This window comes from Agrobacterium sp. A3-95, from assembly GCF_053521785.1.
On the sequence record NZ_JBNWDR010000008.1, the window covers coordinates 174,369 to 199,185 of the forward strand.

Genomic DNA, 24,817 nt, shown 5'->3' on the forward strand with positions numbered 1-24,817 from the left:
CATGAGACGCACCAAGGATGGAATCTATCTCTGGGAGAAACCAATGACAGACCGCCTTGAGCCGCAGGACCCGCGCAACCAGTATCCGCGCCCGCCCTTTTCAACGCCGACTCAGGAAATGCCGGGGCTGGTCACGAACATGATGCCTTTCCCTGATCATGGTGAAAAGACCTATCGCGGCAGCGGCAAGCTTGCCGGGCGCAAGGCGCTCATAACCGGCGGTGATTCCGGCATCGGTCGCGCCGTGGCAATCGCCTTTGCGCGAGAGGGTGCAGATATCGCGATATCCTATCTGCCGGAGGAAGAATCGGACGCCGAAGAGGTGGTAGCACTTATCGAAGCGGAAGGCCGCGTGGCGGTCGCCTTACCCGGAGATATTACCGATGAGGCATGGTGCCGCCAACTGGTTGAAAAAGCGGTAGGTGATCTCAACGGCCTCGATATTCTGGTGATCAATGCCGCAAGACAACAATATCGCGAGGGTATCGCCGAGCTGTCGACTGAAGATTTCGACCGCACGATGAAGACCAATCTCTACGCGCTGCACTGGATTGCGCAGGCCGCCGTCCCTTATCTGCAGCCCGGATCGTCGGTAATCACCACCGCATCTATACAGGCCTATGAGCCGTCTCCCATTCTTCTTGATTATGCCACTACGAAAGCCGGCATCGTTGCCTATACGAAAGCGCTCGCCAAACAGCTTATCGAAAAGGGCGTTCGGGCAAATGTCGTCGCGCCTGGTCCCTTCTGGACGGTTTTGCAGCCAAGCGGCGGGCAGCCGGACGAAAAGGTCAGGAATTTCGGTAAGGACAGCGATTTTGGCCGTCCAGGCCAGCCTGTGGAACTGGCACCGGTCTATGTGCTGCTGGCTTCGCAGGATGGCAGCTTCATCAATGGCGAGGTCTATGGTGTGACCGGAGGCCGAGGCGTTGCCTGATCGGCTTTGAGGACGTGACATGAAACGACAGACAGAACGTTCAGACAGAGATGTGAAGCCCTTCGATGTCCGCGACCGGCTGATACTGGCCCTTTATGCGCAGCTGAAGGCCGAGCGGCAAACGCGCGAAGCCATGGAATGGGTCATCCGCAATGGCGGGCTTTCGCCGGAGGTGCTGGAGGCGATGGCATCCGACCCTGTTCCGGTGCTGGCGGATGCGGACGTTCCCGCTATCGAGCGCATCCTTGCTGCGGACCGTGGCAGAGGCCAATCCTCTCAAGACGACCATGGGCGGCGATCATGAACCGGAGAGCGAGCTGGAAGGGTCATCTGACATTCGGCGATTTCACCTGTGAAATTGGTCTCTATTCCGCGCTCACTTCATCGGAAAAAATCTCCTTCAACATCGTCAACCGAAAGACCGGCCATCGCGTTGAAAGGCAATATGTCGATAGCGATACCGGCGACGCTGTCGACCGCGAGGATCAGGTCAAGGGCTATGAACTCGACAATGGCGACCATATCGTCATCGAGGGAGATGAGATCGCAACGCTGATGCCGGAAAACGACAAGGTCATCCGCATCAGGCATTTTCTGAGCCACGACGAGATCGACAAGCTCTATTTCGATAAGTCCTATTATCTGGCGCCGACGCAGGAAGGTGGCGAAGAGGCTTTGACGCTGCTGGCAAAAGCCATGGACGACGAGAAAGTCTCGGCACTTGGCGAAGCGGTACTCTTTCGCCGAAACCGCGTGCTGTTGATCCGTCCAAGCGGCAAGGCGCTCGTGGCGACGACCTTGAATTTCGGCTACGAGGTTCGCTCGCAAACCACCGTTTTCAAGTCCATTCCCGATATTCAGTTCGACGAAGAGATGCTTGAACTCGCGGGTCACATCATCGGGAAACGGGCAGGCACATTCGATCCGGCGGAATATACCGATCGTTACAATGATGCACTGGCGGAACTGGTGAAGGCGAAGATCGAGGGCAGGGAAATCAGCAAACAGCCGCCGCGCAAGCAAGATAACATCATCGACCTGAAGGAGGCTTTGCGCCGCAGCGCCGGTGACGGCGAAAGCGGAAAATCTACCGCTGGTGCGGGGCGCAAATCCTCCCGGAAAGCGAGCTGATCCATGGGTTTGCAGAGCTATAACGCCAAGCGCAGTTTCGACAAGACGCCGGAGCCGAAGGGCGACAAGGTCGATGCGCAGGGATCGAGTTTCGTCATACAGAAGCACGATGCCCGCCGGCTGCATTACGATTTCCGGCTGGAGATGGACGGCGTCCTTAAAAGCTGGGCGGTAACCCGCGGGCCGAGCCTTGACCCGGAGGACAAGCGCCTTGCGGTGCATGTCGAGGACCACCCTCTAAGCTACGGCGACTTCGAAGGCGTAATCCCGAAAGGTCAATATGGCGGCGGCACCGTCATTCTTTGGGATCGTGGTGTCTGGCGCCCGATTGGCGACGCGAAGAAAGGCTACCGCAAAGGCCATCTCGAATTTGAACTGGAGGGCGAAAAGCTTAAAGGCCGCTGGCATCTTGTACGTATGCATGGAAAGCCCGGTGAGAGCCGTGAAAACTGGCTGCTGATCAAGGGCGACGACGAAGAGGCAAGGCATGATGGCGGCGCCGATATTCTGGAGGAGCGGCCGGAATCCGTGAAGACTGGCCGAAGTGTTGAAGAAGTTGCCGCCAAGCCGAAGGACACCTGGAATTCGAAGCCCGTATCGAAAAAGACCGTTAGTTCTTCCTCGGGCCAAAAACAGGCGCATGCCCTGCCGAAAGGTGCCCGCAAACAGGCGCTGTCATCCTTCGTGCCGCCGGCACTTGCGACGCTGAAACCCAAGCCACCGGAAGGCTCCCGCTGGCTGCATGAGATCAAGTTCGACGGCTATCGCCTGCAGGTCCGTATCGACCACGGCAAACTCCAGCTTCTGACCCGTAGCGGACTGGACTGGACCGAAAAGTTCGGCGATGCCGTGGCGGGAGCGCTCAAGTCGATGCCGGCCGAAACGCTGATGATCGACGGCGAAATCGTGGTGGAACGGGACAGCGGCGCCTCGGATTTCTCAGCCTTGCAACAGGACTTGAGCGAAGGGCGCAGCGACCGCTTCGTTTTTTATGCCTTTGATCTCCTTTATCTGGATGGCACGGATTTGCGCGGGGCGGCGCTGACGGATCGCAAGGCGCTACTGGAAAAGCTGCTGCCCGCCAGCAACCCGCATCTTCGCTACAGCGAACATTTCGAGGAAAGCGGCGGGCTTGTTCTCGATCATGCCTGCCGCCTCAGCCTCGAGGGCGTTATCTCCAAGGTCAAGGACAGCAAATACGTCTCGGGCCGCAAGGGTAACTGGGTGAAATCCAAATGCTCGATGCGGCAGGAATTCGTCATCGGTGGCTATACCCTGTCATCCGCGTCGGACAATGCCATCGGCTCGCTGGCGCTCGGCGTTTATGAGGAAGGCAAGCTGCGTCATGTCGGCCGCGTCGGCACCGGCTATACCGCTGACATTGCCGAAATGCTGCTTGGCCGCCTGAAGCCGCTGGGCATCGATGACAGCCCTTTCGGCGAAAAGCTCACGGCACTTGCGCGCCGCGACCTCTATTTCGTCAAGCCGGAACTGGTTGCAGAAGTGGAGTTTCGTGCCTGGTCCGGAGATGGCAATCTGCGCCATGCATCATTCCGCGGCTTGCGGGAAGACAAGCCGGCGGGCGAAATCGAACGCGAGGATAATGCCTTGTCGGAACAAGGGACGCCGCAGTCAAAGATCAAGTTCACCCATCCGGAACGACTTTATTGGCCGGACAATGGCGTGACCAAGGAAGGGCTTGCCGATTATTACACCCAGGTCTGGCGCTATATGGCCCCCTTTGTCGTCAACCGGCCTCTGGCGCTGCTGCGTTGTCCTGAAGGGATCGATGGGCAGCGTTTCTTCCAGAAACACGCCTGGCGCGGTGTGAACAAGGCGATAGAACAGATCAAGGATCCGAAGGACAAGGGCGGGGAACCGCTGATCAGGATTACGGATTTCGATGGCATGATGGCCCTGGTCCAGTCCGCTGCGCTTGAAATTCACCCATGGGGGGCGACAACCGCGAACTGGGAAAAGCCTGACATGATCACCATGGATATAGACCCCGGCGAGGACGTGTCATGGCAGGAGGTAATCGATGCGGCACTGGAACTGAAGCGGCGTTTCGAAGATGCCGGTCTGGCCGCTTTCGTGAAAACCTCCGGCGGCAAGGGGTTGCATGTCGTGGCACCTTTGAAACCGGAAGCGGGATGGCCGGCCTTGAAGGCCTTTGCAAAGACCATGGCGGATGACATGGCCAAGGCGGAGCCGGAGAAATATCTTGCGGTGGCAACCAAAGCGAAACGCCAGGGCCGCATCTTCCTCGACTATCTGCGTAATGGCAGGGGCAATACGGCTGTTGCGCCCTATTCGACACGTGCCCGACCGGGAGCCGCCATTTCAGCGCCAATCGAATGGGCGGAACTCTCAGATGAGATAGGTCCGGCACACTTCACGGTCAGCAATATAGGCGCGCGCCTTTCTGCCCTGAAGAAGGATCCATGGGACGGCTTTTTCGCTGCCGCGCGACCCCTGCCGAAAAAGGCCCGATGAGCGTCAGCCTTTCTTGTCCGAGGCAAGGCTTTTCTTCAAGGCATCCATGATGTTGATGACATTGCCGCCGGTCCGGGTTTTCGTGCCGGTCTTCGTTTCCGGGGAAGAGACGGTCTTGCTCTTGGTTTTTAGCAAAGCGCTGATCTTTTTCTGGATCGGATCCTGCACCAGCGCCGGTTTCCATCCCGTCATCTGTTTGCCGATGCGTTTTTCCATTGCCTCCAGCAGCGGCTTTTCGAATTTCATCTTCGGATCCAGCGCGTCGATGCTTTCGCGCACCTCCTCGCCATAGTGCAGGGTCCACAGAATGATGCCCTTGCCTGACGGTTCCAGCAGAACCGCTCTTTCGCGGCGATAGAGAACAAGCCGCGCAATGCCGACAACGCCGTTTGCCCGCATGGCTTCCCGGATCACGCTGAAGGCTTCCGTGCCGATCTTGTCTTCCGGGCGCAGGAAGTGCGGCCGGTCGTACCATATCCAGTCGATAGAGCCTGTGGGTACGAAGGTCTGGATGTCGATGGTGCGGGTGCTTTCGAGCGCGACCGCATCGATCTCGTCATCCTCTAGCAACACATAATCGTCTTCAGCGCGGGGAAAACCCTTCACCTGGTTCTTTGCGGCCACCGGCTTGTGGGTAACGCTGTCGACATAGCGGCTTTCGACGCGATTGCCGGTTTTGCGGTTGAGAACGTGGAAGCGGTATTTGTTGCTTTCGGTTGTGGCAGGCGTCAGCGAAACTGCGGCCGTCACCAGCGACAGCTTCAGATAGCCCTTCCAGAAAACCTGCCGTGCCATGATCCGCGATCCGCCTTGTCGCCTGTTGTCCCCCGGATCAACAACCACAGGGTGGCTTTTGTTCCGGGAGCTTTGGCAGAGAGGGCGGGACTCTGTCTCAGCCGAACAGCGATGTAAGACCATAGACAGATGCGGATATCAGGGCAGCGGCCGGCATGGTCACGACCCAGGCAATGACGATATTGCCCGCAAGGCCCCAACGCACCGCCGAGACGCGACGTGCGGCACCGACGCCGATGATGGCGCCGGTGATCGTATGGGTGGTGGACACCGGAATGCCGAGCCACGTCGCGCCGAAAAGTGTCAGCGCACCGCCGGTTTCGGCGCAGAACCCCTGCATCGGGTTCAGCCTGGTGATTTTCGACCCCATGGTGTGCACGATGCGCCAGCCGCCGAACAGTGTGCCGAGCGCCATGGCCGACTGGCACGAGATCACCACCCAGAACGGCACGTAGAAGCTCTCTCCAAGATGCCCCTGGCTGAACAGCAGCACAGCGATGATGCCCATGGTCTTCTGTGCGTCATTGCCGCCGTGGCCGAGCGAATAGAGCGAGGCGGAAATGAACTGCATGATGCGGAAGGTACGATCCACGGCGAAGGGTGTCTGGCGCACGAACAGCCAGGAGACGGCAAGCACCAGCAGCAGTGCCAGGAAAAAGCCGATGGCCGGCGACATGAAGATCGCGCCCACGGTTTTCAGAAGACCCGACCAGACGATGGAATTGAAACCGACCTTCGCAAAGCCCGCACCGACGAGACCGCCGATCAAGGCATGTGACGAGCTGGAGGGAATGCCGAAAATCCAGGTTACGATATTCCAGACGATGGCGCCCATCAATGCCGCGAAGATGACCTGCGGGGAAACGATGGCCGGATCGATGATGCCGGTGCCGAGCGTTTCGGCCACATGCAGGCCGAAGAACAGGAAGGCGATGAAATTGAAGAAGGCCGCCCATGCCACCGCATATTGCGGGCGCAATACACGGGTGGAGACGATGGTGGCGATGGAATTTGCGGCGTCGTGGAGACCGTTCAGAAAATCGAAGAACAGCGCGATGGCGATAAGGCCGACAAGCAGCGGCAGTGCAAGCGCGACATCCATCAGACGTTCTCGATAACGATGCCGCTGATCTCGTTCGCCACGTCCTCGAAGCGGTCGACGACCTTTTCGAGTTCGCCGTAGATCTCGCTGCCGATCATATAGGCCATGGCATTGCCGGTCGCACCATGGCGCCGGAAGAGGTCCTTCAGGCCCTGGTCATGAAGCTCGTCGGAGCGCCCTTCGACGCGGGTAACCTCTTCGGCAATCACCGACAGGCGCTGGGCATTGGTGCCGACCTTTTCCAGAAGCGGGATGGCTTCGGCGACGAGGCTTGCCGCACGCACGATCTCGTGGCCCATCTCGCGCATCAGCGGGTCGAATTCGGTTTGCTCGAACAGCCGGATCGTCTTGACGGTCTTGTGCATCATGTCGATGGCGTCATCCATGGACTGGATGAGGTCCTTGATATCGCCACGATCAAAGGGCGTTATGAAGCTGCGGCGCACCGCAAGCAGAACGTCGCGGGTAATATCATCCGCCTGGTCTTCGAGGGCGACGATAAGGTCGCAGTTTTTCTCAACGTCGACGCCGCTCAGAAGGTGGTCCAGAGCTGCGGCGGCTTTGACGACCGTTTCCGAATGTTTGCTAAACATGTCGAAGAAACGGTCCTCGCGCGGCATCAGCTTGCGAAAAATGCTCATCATGCGAATTGGCCCTCAATGGCGCTTTATTAGTTGTGGGGGGTGATTGTCATAAAACTGTCATAAATGCACGCGGGGCATTGATGCAACCCGGAAAATCGGCAGTATCAACGGATATGAAATCCATGAAGAAAAGCCGGAAAGCCCGTCCGGCGCGTTCCCTGACATTGCTTCAGCAACTTGCTGCTGTTCCTGAAAAGCTGTTCACCGGCTCTTTCCGGCAGCAATATGCCGCCTTATGCTTCCGTTATACCGGAAGCGGCGAAGAGGTCGAAATCCTCGTCGTCACCTCCCGCACCAGCGCACGCTGGATCATTCCGCGCGGCTGGCCGATGAAACGCAAGAAGCCGCATGAGGCTGCCGCGATCGAGGCGTGGGAGGAAGCGGGCGTTCGTGGCCGCGTGAGGAAGGACGCCGTTGGCCGCTACACCTATCTCAAGATGCTCGACAACGGCGATGTCGTTCCCTGCGTTGTCGATGTCTTCCAGATCGAGATCACCGGGGAGGAAACGAGTTTCAAGGAGCGCGGCGAACGCCTTCTGGAATGGGTTCGCCCGGACGAGGCGGCAAGGCGCGTCCGGGAAATCGAACTGAAATCGCTTCTGGTCGACTTCCGCCCGAGGGGGAAGAGGAAACGCCTGGCCGAGGAAAAGTCCTGACGGCAGACGTCACCAGCGAACCTAGGATGGTGAAGATAAACGTTTGGTCGATCCGGTCTCCCCCATCTCGTCCGGTGCCTTCGGTAGCAGGCGGGCGAAACGCCGGGTGATGCTGTCGATGTAAGACAGGATTGTCGGCACGACGATCAGGGTGAGCAGGGTGGAGCTGATGAGGCCGCCGATTACTGCGTGCGCCATCGGCGCGCGCTGCGCCCCGCCACCGCCAACAGCCAGACCGAGCGGAATCATGCCGAAAATCATCGCAAGCGTCGTCATGATGATCGGGCGGAAGCGGATGATGCCGGCGCTTGCCAGCGCTTCGTTGAGCGGAAGTCGACGCTTCCTTTCGCGGTTGGCGAAATCGACAAGCAGGATGCCGTTCTTTGTAACGAGGCCCATCAACATGATGAAGCCGATCAGCGAGAACATGTTGATCGTGCTGCCGGCAACCAAGAGCCCGACGAGGACGCCGATGAGAGACAGCGGCAGCGACGCCATGATCGCGAGCGGTTGCAGGAAGCTGCCGAATTGCGAGGCGAGCACGATGTAGATGAAGATGACCGCCATTGCGAGCGCGGTGACCATGTGGCCGACCGTCTCCTCCATGGTTTCGGCGTCGCCGCCGAAGCGGATACGGTAGCCGTCCGGCAGGTCGCGGGCGGCGGTAAGGGTTTTCAACACATCTGTCACTTCGCCAAGCGCTCGTCCGGATATGTTGGCCGAAACCAACACCTCGCGGCGATTGTCGATGCGGCGGATTTCGGCGGGTGCTTCCACGGTGGTGATATCGGCGACCTGATCCAGACGCACCATCAGGGGCGAGCCGTTGGATGCCGTGCGGCTGGTGGCGATCATCAACTCGCTGATCCTCGTCGTGTCGGCACGCCGCTCGCCGGGCAGGCGCACGACGATGTCGTAGCTGTTACCGCCCGCATCCGTCCATTTCGACACGTCCTCACCGGCGATGAGCGGCGAGAGCGCTGCGGCAAGATCGGATCGGGAAATGCCGAGATCGCTTGCCGCCTCGCGTTTCAGGCGTACCGAAAGGATGGAGGTCACGTCGCGGGTGCTTGAGGTCACATCCACGAGGCCGGGGATCTTTTTCATGTCTTCCATCAGGCCGTCGGCGATCTTTTCGAGGATCGCCCGGTCGTCGCCGAGAATGCTGAGCTGGACGGGGCTTTCGCCACCGCCGAGGCCGTTTTGCAGGATCGCGACCTCTATGCCCGATATGGCCGACAGGCGTTTGCGGATCGGATCGGCCAGCGTGACCGGAGTTCGGGTGCGCATCTCCAGCGGCACCAGTCCCACCAGAACGGCGGCGCGATGTTTACCGACGGTGCCGCCGGTATTGACGGTGGAATAGAGCATCTCGACTTCCGGGAATTCCTGGAGTGCCTTCTCGACCTGCCGCACCTTCGCCGTGGTGTAATCCAGCGAGGAGCCGACCGGTGCCGTGACGTTGATCTGGAAGCGGCCTTCATCCGTATTCGGGACGAATTCCGCACCGACCAACGGCACCATGAGCAGGCTGCCGACAAAAATGCCTGATGTGACGAGCAGGGTGACGAGCCGGTGGTGCAATGTCCAGCCGATCACGTGCCGATATTGATCGGCGAGCCATTCGAAGCCGTGATCGAAACGGGCAACCAGCCGGCCCACCGGCCCGCGCGGGGCGTTGGGTTGCGCATCCGGATCGTACCAGACGCTCGACAGCATCGGATCGAGCGTGAAGGCGACGAAAAGCGAGATCAGCACGGCAGCTGAAACGGTGATGCCGAATTCATAGAAGAACCGACCGACGATGCCGTCCATGAAAGCGACCGGCAGGAAGACCGCCACGATTGTCGCCGTTGTCGCGATAACCGCAAGTCCTATTTCGTTCGTGCCGTCGAGTGCTGCGCGGATATGGGATTTCCCCATGTGAAGGTGACGGGTGATGTTTTCGCGCACGACGATGGCGTCATCCACCAGAATGCCGATGGAAAGCGTCAGCGCCAGGAGGCTCAGTGTATTGAGCGTGAAGCCCATAACATCAATGACCGCCAGCGTGCCGATGATCGCAATCGGCAGCGTCAGTCCGGTGATGACGGTGCTGCGCCAGGAATTGAGGAACAGGAAGACGATGGCCACGGCAAGTGCCGCCCCTTCTATCAACGTCGTCTGCACTTGGGTGACGGATTCCCGGATGGGAATGGATGTGTCCGTAATGACCCGCAATTGCACGTTTTGCGGAACAAGGTCGGCATTGAGGGCGTCCAGGCGCTTTCTCACATCCGCGACAACCTGAACCGTGTTGGCATCCTGAACCTTGACGATGTCGATCGCCAGCGCAGTCTGGCCATTATAGAGGGCACGGTTTTCGGCGTCGGCAGCCCCTTCGGAGAGTGCGGCGATGTCGCGAAGATAAATGGCTGCGCCACCGCGCCGGGCGACGACCATGTCCAGCAGCGCCTGCGGTTCGGCGATGCGGCCCTGCACCTGGATCGTGCGTTCGGAAACGGTATCGACAAGGCTTCCAGCCGGGCTGTTGCTATTGCCGGTGCGTAGCGCGCTCACCACCTCGTTAATGCCGATCCCAAGCGCGCGCATACGGGTATCGTCGATCACAATGTCGATCTGCCGCTTGCGGGCGCCAACCAGCGTTGCCTGCCCGACACCGGGAACGGTCGTCAGTTGCCGCAGCACCCTTTGGTCGGCAAGGGTGGTGAGTGCGGGTATGTCGAGCGACGTCGAGCTTATCGCCACCGACAGGATAGGCTCGGCGGCGGGATCGAACCGGGATATGACCGGCTTTTTGGCCTCTTGCGGGAAATTCGCATCGATGGCGGCGATCTTGTCGCGCACGTCCTGTGCTGCGGTCGCGCTCTTAACCTCGAGCTTGAATTTTGCGACGACGACAGAGCGTCCCTCGTAGGAGGTTGACGTGATCTCGTCCAGACCGCCGATGGCGTTCAGCGCATCCTCGACCGGGCGCGTCAATTCTGTCTCCACCGTTTCCGGCGTGGCGCCCGGATAAGCGGTGGACACCACAACGACCGGAACGTCTACATTGGGGTAGAGGTCGAGCCCCAGCCGCTGCAACGAGAAAAGACCCATGACCAGAAGCGCCACCATCATCATGGTGGCGAAAACAGGGTGGGAGACGGATATGCGGGTCAGAAACATCTCAGCCTGCCTTGTCGACCGTAACAGCCATGTCGGGCTGCAATTCGGGAAGCGGTGCGGTCAGGATCGTCTCACCGTCCTGTAGACCGGCGCCGATCTCGATCAGGCTGCCATCGTTCCAGCGCGAGCCCACCGCCACCGTCTGGCGGCGAAGATGGCCGTTCAGGACTTTAAGGACATGGTAGCCGGTTTCGTCTTTGCGAAGAGCGATTGCAGGAACGACAAGCGCATCGTTTTTTTCGCGCACGAGGATGGACCCGCTGGCGAACATTCCTCCCCACAGCCGGCCGTTGCGGTTGGCAAGCCGCAGATAGACGGCGACAAAGCGCGTCCCGTCTTCGGCAACCGGGCTGATGCGCTCAACGGTGCTTCTGAGAGGCTGGCCGCCGATGCCGTCAATATCGAGTTCGGCGGTCTGGCCAACGGCGACACGTGGGATGTCGCGCGTGGCAACGAGAACCTTCGCCTCAAGCATGCTTGTATCGACCAGCGTCATGAGTTCACCATCGGCACTGACGCGGGAGCCGGTTTCTGCCTGCCGGCGAGTAATGGTGCCATCAAAAGGCGCGCGGATTTCGGCATTGCGAAGGGCAAGGCGGGCGATATCCACCTGCGCCGAAAGGCTCTGAAGCCTTGCCGTTTTCACAACGACATCGCTCTTCGCCTTGTCGAGCTGTTCAGCCGATGCGATGTTTTTTGACGCTAGCTGTTCGGTTCGGGTGAGGGCCTGCATCGCCAGTGTCAGTTCGGCCTCGGCCGCATCCCGGTCGCTCTGCCGCAGCAGGAGAGTCGATTGCAGTTCCTCGGTTTCGAACCGTACCAGCAGGTCGCCCGCCCGCACCGCCTGTCCGTCCCGGACATTCATATCCAGAATTTTTCCAGCCTCGCGGGCGCGGATCACGACTCGGCTGACCGGCTGAAGTTCGCCACTGACGCTGAGCCGCTCCGCCATCGCTCGTGTGCCGATCCTTGCGATTTCCGCAGCCGTCAGTTCGAACGGGATACCGGCCGGGCTCATCGAGGTTGACGCCACGATCCCCTTCACGCGCTCGTTCGCATCGACGCTTCCGCGCGCCGGATCAAGAGCCGTGACGACGAGAGCGCAGCCCGCAAGCGCGATCCCCGCCTTGATCGTTCTTTTCACCCACATAACATAATCCTTCCAGGCAAAACTCATCCTGTGACCGCCGATCGAGCGGTCATGTCGCCTGTCTTCCAGGCTGATGGCTTCTGGATAAGTGTTGATAATTGCAGCAGCATTACCCGCCCGCATCTTCTGCGCCGCAATACTGCCGCAACCTTTCTGGCAGACAAGGAGGGGGCGAAGGGACGGTGGCAAATGAGACTTCTGTTGATTGAGGACGAAAAGGAAATGGCGGATGCGCTGTCGACGACGCTCGGCAAGCAGGGGATCGTCATCGATCATACGATGCGGCTCGGCGATGCGATGGAGCTGGCGCGCCAGCATGTCTATGATGCCATTCTGCTCGACCGTCGTCTGCCGGACGGGGAGGGGCTGACCTTCATTCCAAAGCTGCGCCGCGCCGGTATCGATACGCCGATCATTTTATTGACGGCGATGAACGAACCGGAGGAGCGGATCGAGGGGCTGAATGGCGGCGCCGACGACTATCTCGGCAAGCCGTTTCTCGTCGGCGAACTGCTGGCGCGGCTGCGCGCGGTTTTGAGAAGGCCGGCAAGCATCGCCCCGTCGCAAATCGCTGCAGGCCGCATCGTGATCGATCCGCTTCATCTCAGCGTCACGATCAACTCGCTTCCCTTTGATCTGCCAAGGCGCGAGCTGATGGTCCTCATCACGCTGGCGAAACGAAAGGGCAAATCCGTGCTGCGCTCGACCCTTGAGGCCGCCGTCTACAATTACGAGGAGGAAATCCAGTCCAATGCGCTCGATGCGCATATATCGCGACTGCGCAAACGCCTGCTCGACGCTTCTGCCGGGGTCAGCGTGCATAATATTCGCGGCATCGGTTATCTGCTCAGGGAAGACACATGAAAGCGCAGGGCAAGTCCAATCCGTCCTTGTGGTGGCAATTGAGCTGGCAGCTCAGCATTGTCGTCTCCTCCATGATCGCTGTCGTCATCGTCGGGCTTTGCGTTTACGGGGTGATGAAGCTCTCGCCCAATATCGGGCTCTGGAACGATTTGTCGGCGACGCTTGACGAGTCGCTTTCGCTTGATCCGCAAAAGGGTCTGGTCGTTACCGAGGGGCCGGCATTACGCGCCTTGAAGGCGAAGAATGAAACGTTGTGGTTCGTGGTCTCGACACCTGACGGTCACGCGGCGACCTTCGGAACCGTCCCGGCTGTTTACGCCGAACTGGCGCGATACGTTCATCTGATGACGGACGCCGATATTCGCGGCGGCAGCGGCATATCCGAGGTTGCTTCGGCTGAAAGTATCGAGACGACGTCGGGACCCGTCAGGATCATGTTCGGCGGAACCTCTAATGCACGAGCGTCGTTTCTGACGCTTCTTGCCGGCACCTATCCGATTTATGTCCCCCTGCTGGCGGTTCTTTTGCCTGCGGTGTTTTTCTCCGTGCCGCACATTGTGCGCCGGGCGCTTGCCGGCCTGAGTTCCGTCGTCAAAAAAGCACCGGAGATCGACCCGCGACGACCGGGTTCGAAGCTTCCCGTCGAAGATGTGCCGCGCGAAGTCGTTCCGTTGATCGTTTCCTTCAACAGCGTTCTCGAGCGGCTCGAAGAGCAGTTCCAGGCGCGGCAACGTTTTCTGATCGATGCCGCGCACGAATTGAGGACGCCGATTGCAATCATGCAGACCCGGATAGAGGGCCTGCCCGGACCGGACCAACAGCGCCTGATGGGGGATGTCGCGCGGCTCGGTGAAACCGCCGAACAGCTTCTGGCCTTTGAGCGAAACGATCAGGTAAACGACCGGCGCGAGGTGGTGGACCTGGTCGATATCGCCCGCACGGTGGTGGCAGAGCTCGCGCCGCTTGCGCTTTCGGCAGGTTACGACATCTCCTTCGAAACGCAGATCGAAAAATACGACATGCAAGGCAACCCCTTCGCCCTGCCGCGCGCCATCAGCAATATCGTGCGCAACGCCATCGACCATGGTGGAAACAAGGGGCTGATCCATGTCTCGGTTCTCGCAAACGGCGAAATCGCGATTTCCGACGAGGGGCAGGGTATACCCGAGGACCAGCAGGAGCGGATATTCGAACCTTTCTATCGGGTCACGCCGAAAAGCACGGGTGCCGGACTTGGCCTCAGCCTCGTCAAGAAGATCGTCGCCAATCATAACGGCCGTATCGTGCTGGAAAGCAACCCCTCTGGAAGCACGTTCCGGGTTCGATTCTGATTGCGCTTTGCGCGCTGTAGACCGGTCGCGGCGATTGTAATGCTGCCGCAACGTTCGCGGTCATAATGTGTGGGCACGGGATTAACCGTGCCAACCGGAGTACACACAGTGACCCACCCACCGGATCGTTTTCTTCCGGATTTCCGGCGAGAAGACGGCGCGTAGAAAGCGCGTCGCCGGCCCGGAACCTCGCGCAATGCCGTAGCGCCAATAATCGCAGCAGAGCACCAATCCGATTTCATATTCGGTTCATCCTGGGCGCGCACAGTCCCGGCCAAATCACTCCACGCCCCAGTCCAAACAGTCATACTCCCCGGAATTTTACGATGTCGCATACTGAAATCGCCGCATTCGCTGCGGAAAAAAACTCGGCGAAACCCGAGCCGGTCATCGCTGCGCAAACCATGACTGGCGATGGGCTGGAACTCCTCCGTTTTCCCCTGGCCTGGAGCGTTGCGACCTTCGTTATGCGAGCCCACTGGAAACGGGGTTTCCTTTTCTGGATGCGTTTTTTGGCTCATCCGCTTGTAACCCTGCGGTGGTGGCGGTTTCTGTCCCGATTCTCGGCGACGCAAAAACTGCCACCGCCGCATGACGAGCTTCTTCAGAAACCCCTGTCGAAATTCCTCGTCGGCAAAATCTCTTATGGAAGACGGCTGGATTTTCTCATGAAGAATTTCGTCATCGCCAGCGGTTGTTTTTCCAGAGAGGTTATGGCTGCGCTCTGGAGTGGAAAAACGATCGAAATCGGTACCATAGGCGGCCGTGCTGACGAATATCGCTGCACGCTTGCTCTTGCGGATTTATGTGGCGGCCGCCACGAAGGCGCTCTCGCGGTTCGGTTGATCAGAACCCGTGACGACGTCACCTTGTGGACGACGAAGTTTATCTTCGTGACGCAGGATGGGGGCGGGTACAGGACGATTGCTGTTGGCGGCATGCAGGGGCCACGCGCCGCAAAGCAGGAGATGGTGGCAGTAACGCGCGACCTTGCGGGTCTTCGCCCGAAAGATGCCGTTTTGATGCTGCTGCAAGGCGTAATCGAGACGGAAGCGGGTTCCTATTTCGCCGTCTCCCACGCCCGACATCCGATCAATTATCGTCGCGCGCGGCGGCAGAAAATGTTGCTTTCCGACATAGACGCATTCTGGCGGGAACGTTCCGCTGAGCCGGACGACGTGTTCGGTTTTCAGGTGCCGGTTTCAAGCCTCGAGGGCGCGGACAAACGCAGCAAGATGAAGCTTGCCTTCTTTGCCATGGCCGCCCGGCTTTGCGAGGGTAACGCTGGGAGTGCTGTGAAGAGTTGAGGCCGCAGATCCGAGTTGGCCCTCGACACCGTCACGCCGCTGCATCGGCAACACGGCCGAGTTTTTGCAGGCCGCATTCGCGGACGATCTCGGCAATGTTGGTAAACTGCGCCGAGAGCGGATTGCTCTTGCGCCACACCATGCCGATGGTGCGGGATGGTCTTGGCTCTGCCAGCCGAAATACCGAGACGGTGGATTGCCGCGTTTCCATATCGACAGCCATCTGCGGAATGAGCGTGACGCCGATGCCGGCGCCGACCATCTGGACCAGTGTCGAGAGCGAACTGCCCTCCATCAGCACGCGCGGCGGCGCGTTCGTTGTACTGCAGAAAGACAGTGCCTGATTGCGGAAACAATGGCCTTCCTCGAGCAGCAGCAGGCGCATTTCACCGAGCTTGCCGGCGCTTGGCACCGGCATCCCCGCATCCTCCATCGGCCGGACCAGAATGAATTCCTCGGAAAACAGCGGAACCTCTTCCAGCGACGCTTCAGACACCGGAAGCGCGACGATTGCCATGTCCAGCCGGGCTTCCAGGAGGTCCTCGATCAGTTTCTGTGTCACCGCCTCGCGCGGGCGCGTTTCCAGTCCCGGATAATGCCGGGTGAGCGTCTTGATGACCTGCGGTAAAAGATAGGGCGCGACCGTTGGAATGACGCCGATGCGCAGGCGGCCGCTGAGCGGGCCGTGCCTTGCCCTCGCCAAATCCTGCAATTCATCCACCGAACGCAGGATCAGGCGGGTGCGTTCGGCGAATTCATCGCCGAGAGCGGTCAGCCTTATCTGGCGGCTGCCCCGTTCGACGAGAGGCGCGCCGATCAGCTCTTCAAGTTCCCTGATCTGTAGCGAAAGTGCTGGCTGGGAAATGGAGCACGCCTCCGCTGCCCGCCCGAAATGGCCGATCTTCGCCAAGGCGTCGAAATAACGCAGGTGTTTCATCGATAGTCCAATCATAAGCTGAGCATATCGCAGCCTTTAGAATATACAATTGGAAATTATGGAACCCGGCTGTTAGTCATCGTCATGACAGAAAGAGGATGTAGCTGTTCGGTATCACCAGCGTCACTGCGCGCTTTCCGTAAGGATGAACTGCTGTGGGCTGTGGTTCCAACATGCTGCGCATGTCGAATTGACTATGTCGTTTAATTACTAAACCCATCGGAGGGCGAAATGGACGCAACTTCAAAACCGGCTGGCAAGTGTCCCGTCATGCATGGAGGCAATACGGCCTCCGGTAAATCGGTTACCGAATGGTGGCCGAACGCGCTGAACCTCGATATCCTGCATCAGCACGACACCAAGACCAATCCGCTCGGCGCCTCCTTCAATTACCGCGAAGCGCTAAAGACGCTCGACGTGGAAGCCCTGAAGGCCGATCTGCGCGCCCTGATGACGGAAAGCCAGGACTGGTGGCCGGCCGACTGGGGCAGCTATGTGGGCATGATGGCCCGCGTGACCTGGCATGCAGCCGGTTCCTACCGCGTGACGGACGGACGCGGCGGCGCCAACACCGGCAACCAGCGCTTTGCACCGCTCAATTCCTGGCCTGACAATGTGAACACCGATAAGGGCCGCCGTCTGCTGTGGCCGATCAAGAAGAAATACGGCAACAAGATTTCCTGGGCCGATCTCATCGCGCTTGCCGGAACGATCGCTTATGATGTCGCGGGTCTGAAGACGTTCGGTTTCGCCTTCGGCCGCGAGGATATCTGGGCTCCCGAAAAGGACACCTATTGGGGTGACGAAAAGGAATGGCTGGCACCGAGCGATGGTCGTTACGGTGACGTAACCAAGCCTGAGACGCTCGAAAATCCGCTTGCCGCCGTGCAGATGGGTCTCATCTACGTCAATCCGGAAGGCGTCAACGGCAAGTCCGATCCGCTTGCGACAGCCGCGCAGATGCGCGAAACCTTTGCCCGCATGGGCATGGATGACGAAGAAACCGTCGCGCTCACCGCAGGCGGCCACACCATCGGCAAGTCGCACGGCAATGGCAGCGCCGCCAACCTCAGCCCCGATCCGGAAGCAGCAGGCCCCGAATATCAGGGTCTCGGCTGGATCAACACCAAGGGTCGCGGCATCGGCCGTGACACCGTGGTGTCCGGTATTGAAGGTGCCTGGACAAGCGAACCGACCAAGTGGGACAACGGCTTCTTCGACATGCTGTTCAAGCATGAGTGGACATTGACGCACAGCCCTGCTGGCGCGTCCCAGTGGGCGCCGATCACCATTGCCGAAGAGGACAAGCCTGTTGACGTCGAGGATCCCTCGATCCGCACCATCCCGATGATGACCGATGCCGACATGGCCCTGAAGGTCGATCCGATCTACCGCGAGATTTCGCTGAAGTTCAAGGATGACCAGGACCACTTCTCCGAGGTCTTTGCCCGCGCATGGTTCAAGCTGACCCACCGCGACATGGGCCCGAAGTCCCGCTACTTCGGCCCGGATGTTCCCGCAGAAGACCTGATCTGGCAGGATCCCATCCCGGCAGGTTCCACGAGCTACGATGTCGCTACCGTAAAGGCAAAGATCGCCGCTTCCGGTCTGGCGGTCGCCGATCTGGTCTCGACCGCATGGGACAGCGCCCGTACCTTCCGTGGTTCGGACAAGCGCGGCGGCGCCAATGGTGCGCGCATCCGCCTTGCGCCGCAGAAGGACTGGGAAGGCAACGAGCCCGCCCGTTTGGCTCATGTGCTTTCGGTGCTGGAGCCGATTGCCCGTGAAACCGGCGCCAGCATCGCTGATGTCATCGTTCTCGCCGGCAACTACGGTGTTGAGCAGGCGGCGAAATCAGCCGGCTTCGATGTCGCCGTGCCTTTTGCACCCGGTCGTGGCGATGCCTCAGCCGAGCAGACTGATGCAGACAGCTTTGCGCCGCTCGAGCCGCTGGCGGATGGTTTCCGCAACTGGGTGAAGAAGGACTATGTCGTCAGCCCTGAAGAACTGCTGCTGGACCGCGCTCAGCTTCTGGGCCTCACCGCGCCGGAACTGACAGTTCTCATCGGTGGCTTGCGCGTCATTGGCGCCAATTACGGCGGCGCAGCGCATGGTGTGTTCACGCAGACCCCAGGTGCTCTGACCACCGATTTCTTCGCAACGCTGACGGATATGGCCTATTCCTGGGTTCCGACCGGCGGCAATCTCTATGAGATTCGCGATCGCAAGTCCGGAGCAACCCGATATACGGCGACCCGCGTTGACCTCGTTATCGGCTCCAACTCAATCCTGCGTGCCTACGCGGAAGTTTATGCGCAGGACGACAACAAGGAAAAGTTCGTGCGTGATTTCGTCGCCGCCTGGACGAAGGTCATGAACGCCGACCGTTTCGACCTTGTCTGATAAGGCTGACTAGTCCAAAAAAGCCCCTCCCTGAGCGATCAGGGAGGGGCAATTTTCTATCTGCGGTCTGAGGATGGAACCGGTTTTTCGGGTGATGGCTTTTCGCCACTATCCCCCGGCGCCTTGCCGCCCTTTTCATTCTCATGCGCATCCGGCCCAGCGACGATGACGCCGCGGCCCTGCTCTTCGCGCTTCTTGTCGGCGAAATCGCCGGGTTCCCTTTTGTCGTTCATAGTGATCTCCCTTCGTGATTTCATTTGTCTGGAGATCAAACGGCTGGTCGGGGCAGAGGTTCCAAGGCTCACATTGGAGCGGGATCGACTGGCAGCACAGCAATGTTTTGCATTACAACCATCTTTGCTATTAACATGAATTGATAAGTCATGTTATTGCGGCCTCATATGGTGGAGCGTGCGGCGCCGTTATCGTGACGCGCATGTCTTACAACCTCGGCTCGACAACTGAACGGTACCCGCATTGAGTTTCTGGCACTCCATGACCTGGCACACGGAAGGGATCAGCGTCACTGCGCCGGTCAAATGGCGCCAGCTGGACGGGCTCGTCAGCGCCTTCTGGGAGGCAGAGAGCCAGATGGGCGCGAAGGGTTATTACCTGGCCGCCGATCCACGTATCATGATATTCTTCAACGATGTCTCGTCGCGCATCAGCATTTCCAACCGCGACGGCGAGTTCACGCAGCATTCCCGCCCCATGACGCGGGCGGTCTATGTGCCGGCCGGTGTTCCGATGTGGACGAGCAGCAATGCTACGCACAGGTTTTCGCATCTCAATCTGCATATCCACAAGGACCGCCTGCTGCGTTTCCTGTCGCCATCGGTCGGCAGTTCGGCGGCGATGACAGCCTTGCGCCGCCCGGTCGAGATACAGGATATCGGTTCGGTCGAAACACTGGCTGGACTGCTTGTCGATGAACTCGCCGAGCCTTCGAAACATGCGGTCTATGCGGAAAGCCTTGTTGGCAGCATCGTTGCCGGTCTTCTCGATATTCCCGGATCTTCGCCGGAACAGGTAAATGGCAGGCTGACGCAGGCGCAGATGAACAAGTTGCTTTTCCGTGTCGAAAGCCGCGGTGACGACCGCATGACGGTTGCAGAAATGGCCGACATCGTCGGGCTTTCGGAAAGCTGGTTCGCAACGGTGTTCCGCCAGACAACGGGCAAGACGCCGCTGCAATGGCAACTGGAGCGGCGGATAAGCCTTGCCCAGAAACTGTTGCTCGAAGGCGATCTGACGGTGGCCGATATTGCCGCCCAGCTAGGCTTTTCCGATCAGGCCCATTTGACCAAAGCCTTCCGCCAGTCCGTGGGCAATACGCCAGCCGCCTGGCGGCGCATGCACAGGCTGCTTTGAATGGTCGCCTTGCCGTCTATGCGGAGCGGGTTCGGCGCATGCCTCGAGCTTCGTTCCACGTCACCCCAGGTGATGACGTGGAACGTTAGGATGGTTACGTAGTATGGTGAAAAGTAGAGATATACTTACCCTCACCACGTCTTGCGCAGCGTAGCCGAGAACGCTCGGCCGGGGTTGTAGAAGTCTGCGCCGAAACCGCCATAAGAGACGTGCTTCTCGTTGAAGAGGTTGGAAACATTCACCTCCAGCGAGGTGGTTTCTTGGATTTTGTAGCTGAACGCTGCGTCCATGGTCACGCTGCTGCCGGTCGACACCTTGTTCGCGTCATCAAAATAATACGAGCCGGTGAAGCGTCCGCCGAGCCCGAAGGTCATGTCGCCGCGTTTGTCGTTGCCGGCCAGCGTGTAGTTTACCCAAAGCGAGGCCTGATGTTCAGGCACGAATTGCGGGCGGTTGCCGACATTGCCAGCGATGCCGTTTTCGGTGATTTCCGCGTTGAGATAGGAATAGGCCGCCGTCAGGCTCAGCTCGTCGGTAACCTCCGCCTTGGCCTCGAGGTCGAGACCACGCACGCGCACCTCGCCGATGGTGGTGGGCAGGCTGGTGATCGGGCTGGTGACGGTAATATTGTTTTTCTTGAGGTCGTAGATCGATGCCGTGAACAGGGCAGGGAAGGCATCCGGGCGATACTTCACGCCAAGCTCGATCTGCTCGCCGCGTTCGGGCTCGACGGTCAGGCCCGAGGCCGGCACCACGGATTCGGCGTAGCTGATATAGGGCGCGATCTCGTTCGTGACCTTGTAAGACACGCCGATGCGCTTTGTCAGTTCGCTGATGTCGCCGCTTGCCGTCGTGCCGTTCAGCCTGTTGGTCTGGTCGGTGTCGATCCAGTCATTGCGCAGACCGGCGCTGACGGTAAGCCTGTCGAAGAAGGTCAGGTCCTGCTGGAGGTAGAGTGCCCTTGTCTTTTGATCCGTCAGCGAGCTGGCGTAGAGCGGCACCGACGCGGGCGCACCGGTATAGACCGGGTTCAGCCAGTTGATGCCTGGCGCAGAACCGAAGTAGCTTTTGCTGCCGGACGAGTAGTCGTTATAAAAAACGCCGACAAGGCTGCGGCTTTCGACGCTTTCGAACGTCGCGTCATATTGCAGCCGGGTGTCGATCAGGAAATTCTCGGTTTCGGTCTCGTTGCCGAAATAGGAACGGTTGGCGATGGTCGAGCCATTGGTCGGTGTGGACGAGATATACGCATAACCGAAATCGGTATTTGCCTTGCTGTAGCGCGCGTTCGAACTCAGCGTCAGGCCAGAGCCGAAATCATGGTCGAACATCACGCTCAGCGAATTGCGGTTGGTGCCGCGGTAATTATAGTCCGGTTCACCGAAGAAACGGCTTCTGTCGAAATGCGAGCCGACCGGATGGCCGCCGCCGCCGGGAACGCCGTCCTTGTTGAGATGATCGTAAACGACGGTGAGGCTGGTGGCATCGGTGGGCCGCCATGTCAGGCCGCCCATGAAGAATTTTTCATCGTCGCGGGAATAGTCATATTCCGCGTCGGCATTTCTGAGCTTGCCGGTCAGGCGGTATGACAGGGTATCGTCGCTGGTAATGTTGTCGCCGAAATCGAAGCCGGTTTCTGCGCGGCTATAGGAACCGCCTGTCACATAGGCCTCACCAAAGCGGCTGCGTTTGGGAACCTTGGTCGAGTAGTTCACCGAACCGCCGGGATCGGATACGCCAAAGGTCGTGGAATTGCCGCCCTTCAGGACTTCCACGCGCTCATAGGCATAGGTCTCTTCGCGCAGCGCGCCGAAGGGACGGCCGAGCGTCAGCCCGTCGCGATAGGTGTAGGCGTCGAAACCGCGAATCTTGAAATAGTCGAAACGGTCGTCCGAGCCGTAGAAATCCGCGGTCACACCTGCCGTGTATTGCAAGGCTTCTTCCACGGTCTGCACGCCACGCTGCTGCATTTCCTTGGCGGTGATGACCGAAACGGCGGCCGGCGTATCGAGAATGTCGGTTGCCATCTTGCTGCCGCTTGTCGTGCGGGTTGCGACGATGGACTTCTGGTCATTGTCACCGCTGTCGATGGTGATGCGCTCGAGAACCGTGCTTCCGCCCGTATTGGCGGCCTCCTGCGCCAGCGAACGAGCGGGCAGTACCGTCACAAGCGCCGTGCAGGCAAGAAGGGCTGCCTGCCCGTAGCGCAGTCGCGCGGTCCTGCCGTTGATGCCATTCATTTCAGTGTTCATTGCTAAATTCCAGAAGTTGATGCCCCAATCGCCGCATCCACGGCCCGCTCTCGAAGCGCCCAATAACTTGAGAAAGGTTGTCCGGTATTGTAACTTTTTGCGGTTTTGTACAAAACCCCGGAAATTTCACCACTGTTGTGGCGGCATTTCCTCACCGGGGTTGACGGGGGCATGTGAAGCTGAGAGTTCAAGTCCACTTTTGAACCGTTGAGAGCTTCGCCCATGCTTTTCCTGTTTCGCTGCCTCGCGCCGGCATTCGTGTTTTTCCTGTCGATGATCGCGCCAGCCATTGCTTCGGCGGAAGAGGCGACGCGCTATCCCGTCGTCATCAAACACGCCTTCGGCACGACCACGATTGCGAGGAAACCTCAGCGTGTCGCGACCGTCGCCTGGGCAAACCACGAGGTGCCGCTGGCGCTCGGCATCGTGCCCGTCGGTTTTGCCGCTGCCAATTTCGGCGATGATGACGGTGATGGATTGCTGCCGTGGGTAGCGAAGCAGCTTTCTGAAATGGGTGCTGCAAAGCCTGTTCTGTTCGACGAGGGTGATGGTATCGATTTCGAGGCCGTGGCGGCAACGCAGCCGGATGTCATCCTCGCCGCCTATTCCGGCCTCAGCCAGTCCGACTACGATACGCTAAGCCAGATCGCACCGGTCGTTGCCTATCCCGTGTCACCGTGGGCAACCGACTGGCGCGAGATGATCCGGCTGAACAGTGCCGGGCTTGGCATGGCGGCGGAAGGTGAGGCGCTGATCAAACGCATCGAGGGTGAGATCGCGCAGGTGGTTGCCGGCCATCCGCAGCTGAAGGGCAAGTCGGCGATGTTCGTCACCCATCTCGATGCCACCAATCTCAGTGTCGTCAATTTTTATACCGCCAATGACAGCCGGGTGAAATTTTTCACCGATCTTGGGCTGACCTCGCCGAAGAGCGTCGCGGAGGCGACGAAACCGGGGCAATTCGCCGCCGGCGTCAGCGCCGAGCGCGTCGATGCCTTTGACGACGTCGATATCGTCGTAACCTATGGCAGCCAGCCATTGCTCAAGGCGATGCGGGCCGATCCGCTGCTTGCCCGCATGCCCGCCGTTGCCCATGACGCCATCGTCATGCTGGGGCGTGATCCGCTCGGCACCGCATCCAATCCCACACCGCTGTCGATTTCCTGGGTTTTGAAGGATTACGCCGATCTTCTGGCGAAAGCAGCGGATAAGTCCTCCGGTAAAGCGAAATGACAATGGAAGGGCCTGCCAAAGGTCCGGCCGTGCTGCCGAGCGGCCGCTCCAACCGCATGCGGACCGCATGGCTCAGCGCCGTGCTGGCGCTTCTGGCGCTGCTATGTGCGCTTTCCGTGGCGATTGGCACCCGTGACGTCACGTTCGCTGACATCACGGCAGCGCTTGCCGGTCGCGTCGAGACGGTGGCGGAAGCGGCTGTTGCGGTTCGCCTGCCGCGAACGCTGCTTGCCCTGCTGTCCGGGGCAGCGCTCGGGCTAGCTGGCGCCATCATGCAGGGCGTTACGCGCAATCCGCTTGCCGATCCCGGTATTCTTGGCGTCAATATGGGCGCATCACTTGCCGTCGTTATCGCCATCGTCTGGTTCGGCATTGCCTCGGCGCAGGCCTTTATCATCACGGCGATTGTCGGGGCGGGTGCGGCTGCGGTTTTCGTTTATGTCGTCGGCTCGCTCGGACGCGGTGGGGCAACGCCGCTGAAACTCGCTCTGGCCGGTGCCGCCACCTCTGTCGCCTTCTCCTCACTCGTCATTGCCGTCGTGTTGCCGCGCAGCGATATTGCCGGCGGCATCCGTTCCTGGCAGATCGGAGGTGTCGGTGGTGCGACCTTTGACCGGATTGAGACCGTGCTGCCGTTCCTCGCCGCCGGTTTTGCCATCAGCCTTCTTTCGGCACGCAAGCTGAATTCTCTCGCGCTTGGTGATGAGTTGGCTGCCGGTCTTGGCGAGAATGTCGTAGTCGCGAGAGCCATCGCATCCTTTGGAGCTATCCTCCTCTGCGGTGCGGCGACTGCCATCTGCGGGCCAATCGGTTTCGTTGGGCTGGTCGTTCCGCATCTCTGCCGCCTGCTCGTTGGCGTCGACAATCGCTGGCTTCTGCCATTTTCCGCGCTCGGCGGCGCCTGTCTGCTGCTTGCGGCTGATATTGTCGGGCGCATCGTGGCGCGGCCATCCGAACTCGATGTCGGTATCGTCACCGCCGTTGTCGGCGCACCTTTCTTCATCTGGATCGTCAGACGTCAGCGGGTACGCGAACTGTGA

At 59.6% G+C, this 24,817-nt stretch carries 20 protein-coding genes; 12 read left to right on the forward strand and 8 right to left on the reverse strand.

What is annotated here, in order from left to right; all coding sequences use genetic code 11:
• Positions 1-43 precede the first annotated feature (43 nt).
• Genes ACQZ5Y_RS20305 through ligD form a run of 4 tightly spaced genes read left to right on the forward strand, consistent with a single transcriptional unit; the run spans position 44 to position 4,564 of the window.
• Positions 44-937 (forward strand): SDR family oxidoreductase, encoded by an 894-nt coding sequence (locus ACQZ5Y_RS20305; RefSeq protein ID WP_174051120.1) that lies wholly within the window; start codon positions 44-46, stop codon positions 935-937.
• Between the two features lie 19 nt (positions 938-956).
• Positions 957-1,241: a hypothetical protein gene (locus ACQZ5Y_RS20310; protein WP_065660283.1), complete on the forward strand. Its 285-nt coding sequence runs from the start codon at positions 957-959 to the stop codon at positions 1,239-1,241.
• Positions 1,238-2,068, forward strand: a complete 831-nt coding sequence (gene ku, locus ACQZ5Y_RS20315; RefSeq protein WP_112161251.1) for a non-homologous end joining protein Ku — start codon at positions 1,238-1,240, stop codon at positions 2,066-2,068. The genes ACQZ5Y_RS20310 and ku (ACQZ5Y_RS20315) overlap by 4 nt, the downstream gene beginning before the upstream one ends.
• A 3-nt stretch (positions 2,069-2,071) precedes the next feature.
• Complete coding sequence (ligD, locus tag ACQZ5Y_RS20320) at positions 2,072-4,564, forward strand: DNA ligase D (RefSeq protein ID WP_174051121.1); 2,493 nt, start codon at positions 2,072-2,074, stop codon at positions 4,562-4,564.
• Between the two features lie 3 nt (positions 4,565-4,567).
• Here the strand turns inward: ligD and ku (ACQZ5Y_RS20325) are convergent, their stop codons facing one another.
• From ku (ACQZ5Y_RS20325) to ACQZ5Y_RS20335, 3 genes are all read right to left on the reverse strand, one after another.
• The gene (gene ku / locus ACQZ5Y_RS20325; protein WP_174051122.1) at positions 4,568-5,359 is read right to left on the reverse strand and encodes a non-homologous end joining protein Ku; all 792 of its coding nucleotides are present in this window, start codon (positions 5,357-5,359) and stop codon (positions 4,568-4,570) included.
• Positions 5,360-5,456: 97 nt separating this feature from the next.
• Positions 5,457-6,461: an inorganic phosphate transporter gene (locus ACQZ5Y_RS20330; protein WP_004431194.1), complete on the reverse strand. Its 1,005-nt coding sequence runs from the start codon at positions 6,459-6,461 to the stop codon at positions 5,457-5,459.
• Complete coding sequence (locus ACQZ5Y_RS20335; protein ID WP_004431197.1) at positions 6,461-7,105, reverse strand: DUF47 domain-containing protein; 645 nt, start codon at positions 7,103-7,105, stop codon at positions 6,461-6,463. The genes ACQZ5Y_RS20330 and ACQZ5Y_RS20335 overlap by 1 nt, the downstream gene beginning before the upstream one ends.
• A 113-nt stretch (positions 7,106-7,218) precedes the next feature.
• Here ACQZ5Y_RS20335 and ACQZ5Y_RS20340 point away from each other — a divergent pair, with 113 nt between their 5' ends.
• Entirely contained in the window at positions 7,219-7,761 is a 543-nt protein-coding gene (locus ACQZ5Y_RS20340) for an NUDIX hydrolase (protein ID WP_174051123.1), read from the forward strand.
• A 21-nt stretch (positions 7,762-7,782) separates the two neighbouring features.
• Here ACQZ5Y_RS20340 and ACQZ5Y_RS20345 read toward each other — a convergent pair whose 3' ends face one another.
• Both ACQZ5Y_RS20345 and ACQZ5Y_RS20350 read right to left on the reverse strand, forming a co-directional pair.
• Positions 7,783-10,929: an efflux RND transporter permease subunit gene (locus ACQZ5Y_RS20345; protein ID WP_174051124.1), complete on the reverse strand. Its 3,147-nt coding sequence runs from the start codon at positions 10,927-10,929 to the stop codon at positions 7,783-7,785.
• A gap of 1 nt (position 10,930) precedes the next feature.
• The gene (locus ACQZ5Y_RS20350; protein WP_025594956.1) at positions 10,931-12,079 is read right to left on the reverse strand and encodes an efflux RND transporter periplasmic adaptor subunit; all 1,149 of its coding nucleotides are present in this window, start codon (positions 12,077-12,079) and stop codon (positions 10,931-10,933) included.
• Between the two features lie 189 nt (positions 12,080-12,268).
• On the opposite strand from ACQZ5Y_RS20350, the gene ACQZ5Y_RS20355 reads away from it, so the two are divergent.
• The 3 genes from ACQZ5Y_RS20355 (at position 12,269) to ACQZ5Y_RS20365 (ending at position 15,581) form a co-directional block, all read left to right on the forward strand.
• A complete protein-coding gene (locus tag ACQZ5Y_RS20355) occupies positions 12,269-12,943 on the forward strand; it encodes a response regulator transcription factor (protein WP_004431205.1) in 675 nt (224 codons plus the stop codon).
• Positions 12,940-14,274: a sensor histidine kinase gene (locus ACQZ5Y_RS20360; RefSeq protein WP_111799963.1), complete on the forward strand. Its 1,335-nt coding sequence runs from the start codon at positions 12,940-12,942 to the stop codon at positions 14,272-14,274. Before ACQZ5Y_RS20355 ends, ACQZ5Y_RS20360 begins: the two co-directional genes overlap by 4 nt.
• Positions 14,275-14,600: 326 nt before the next feature.
• A complete protein-coding gene (locus tag ACQZ5Y_RS20365) occupies positions 14,601-15,581 on the forward strand; it encodes a DUF535 family protein (RefSeq protein WP_174051126.1) in 981 nt (326 codons plus the stop codon).
• 31 nt (positions 15,582-15,612) lie between these two features.
• On the opposite strand, the gene ACQZ5Y_RS20370 is transcribed toward ACQZ5Y_RS20365, so the two are convergent.
• Entirely contained in the window at positions 15,613-16,533 is a 921-nt protein-coding gene (locus ACQZ5Y_RS20370) for a hydrogen peroxide-inducible genes activator (RefSeq protein ID WP_174051128.1), read from the reverse strand.
• Between the two features lie 216 nt (positions 16,534-16,749).
• Here ACQZ5Y_RS20370 and katG point away from each other — a divergent pair, with 216 nt between their 5' ends.
• Complete coding sequence (gene katG, locus ACQZ5Y_RS20375) at positions 16,750-18,921, forward strand: catalase/peroxidase HPI (RefSeq protein WP_112959421.1); 2,172 nt, start codon at positions 16,750-16,752, stop codon at positions 18,919-18,921.
• Positions 18,922-18,977: 56 nt separating this feature from the next.
• On the opposite strand, the gene ACQZ5Y_RS20380 is transcribed toward katG, so the two are convergent.
• Positions 18,978-19,154: a hypothetical protein gene (locus ACQZ5Y_RS20380; protein WP_035200363.1), complete on the reverse strand. Its 177-nt coding sequence runs from the start codon at positions 19,152-19,154 to the stop codon at positions 18,978-18,980.
• A gap of 244 nt (positions 19,155-19,398) precedes the next feature.
• Between ACQZ5Y_RS20380 and ACQZ5Y_RS20385 the strand changes: the two genes are divergently transcribed.
• The gene (locus ACQZ5Y_RS20385) at positions 19,399-20,292 is read left to right on the forward strand and encodes a helix-turn-helix domain-containing protein (RefSeq protein ID WP_198927084.1); all 894 of its coding nucleotides are present in this window, start codon (positions 19,399-19,401) and stop codon (positions 20,290-20,292) included.
• A gap of 131 nt (positions 20,293-20,423) precedes the next feature.
• Here the strand turns inward: ACQZ5Y_RS20385 and ACQZ5Y_RS20390 are convergent, their stop codons facing one another.
• Positions 20,424-22,544 carry a TonB-dependent siderophore receptor gene (locus tag ACQZ5Y_RS20390; RefSeq protein ID WP_174051130.1) on the reverse strand — a complete coding sequence of 707 codons (2,121 nt, stop codon included), beginning with the start codon at positions 22,542-22,544 and terminating at the stop codon, positions 20,424-20,426.
• 222 nt (positions 22,545-22,766) lie between these two features.
• On the opposite strand from ACQZ5Y_RS20390, the gene ACQZ5Y_RS20395 reads away from it, so the two are divergent.
• The gene (locus tag ACQZ5Y_RS20395; RefSeq protein ID WP_174051132.1) at positions 22,767-23,777 is read left to right on the forward strand and encodes an iron-siderophore ABC transporter substrate-binding protein; all 1,011 of its coding nucleotides are present in this window, start codon (positions 22,767-22,769) and stop codon (positions 23,775-23,777) included.
• On the forward strand, positions 23,774-24,817 hold the full coding sequence (locus ACQZ5Y_RS20400; protein WP_174051134.1) for a FecCD family ABC transporter permease: 1,044 nt from the start codon (positions 23,774-23,776) through the stop codon (positions 24,815-24,817). The genes ACQZ5Y_RS20395 and ACQZ5Y_RS20400 overlap by 4 nt, the downstream gene beginning before the upstream one ends.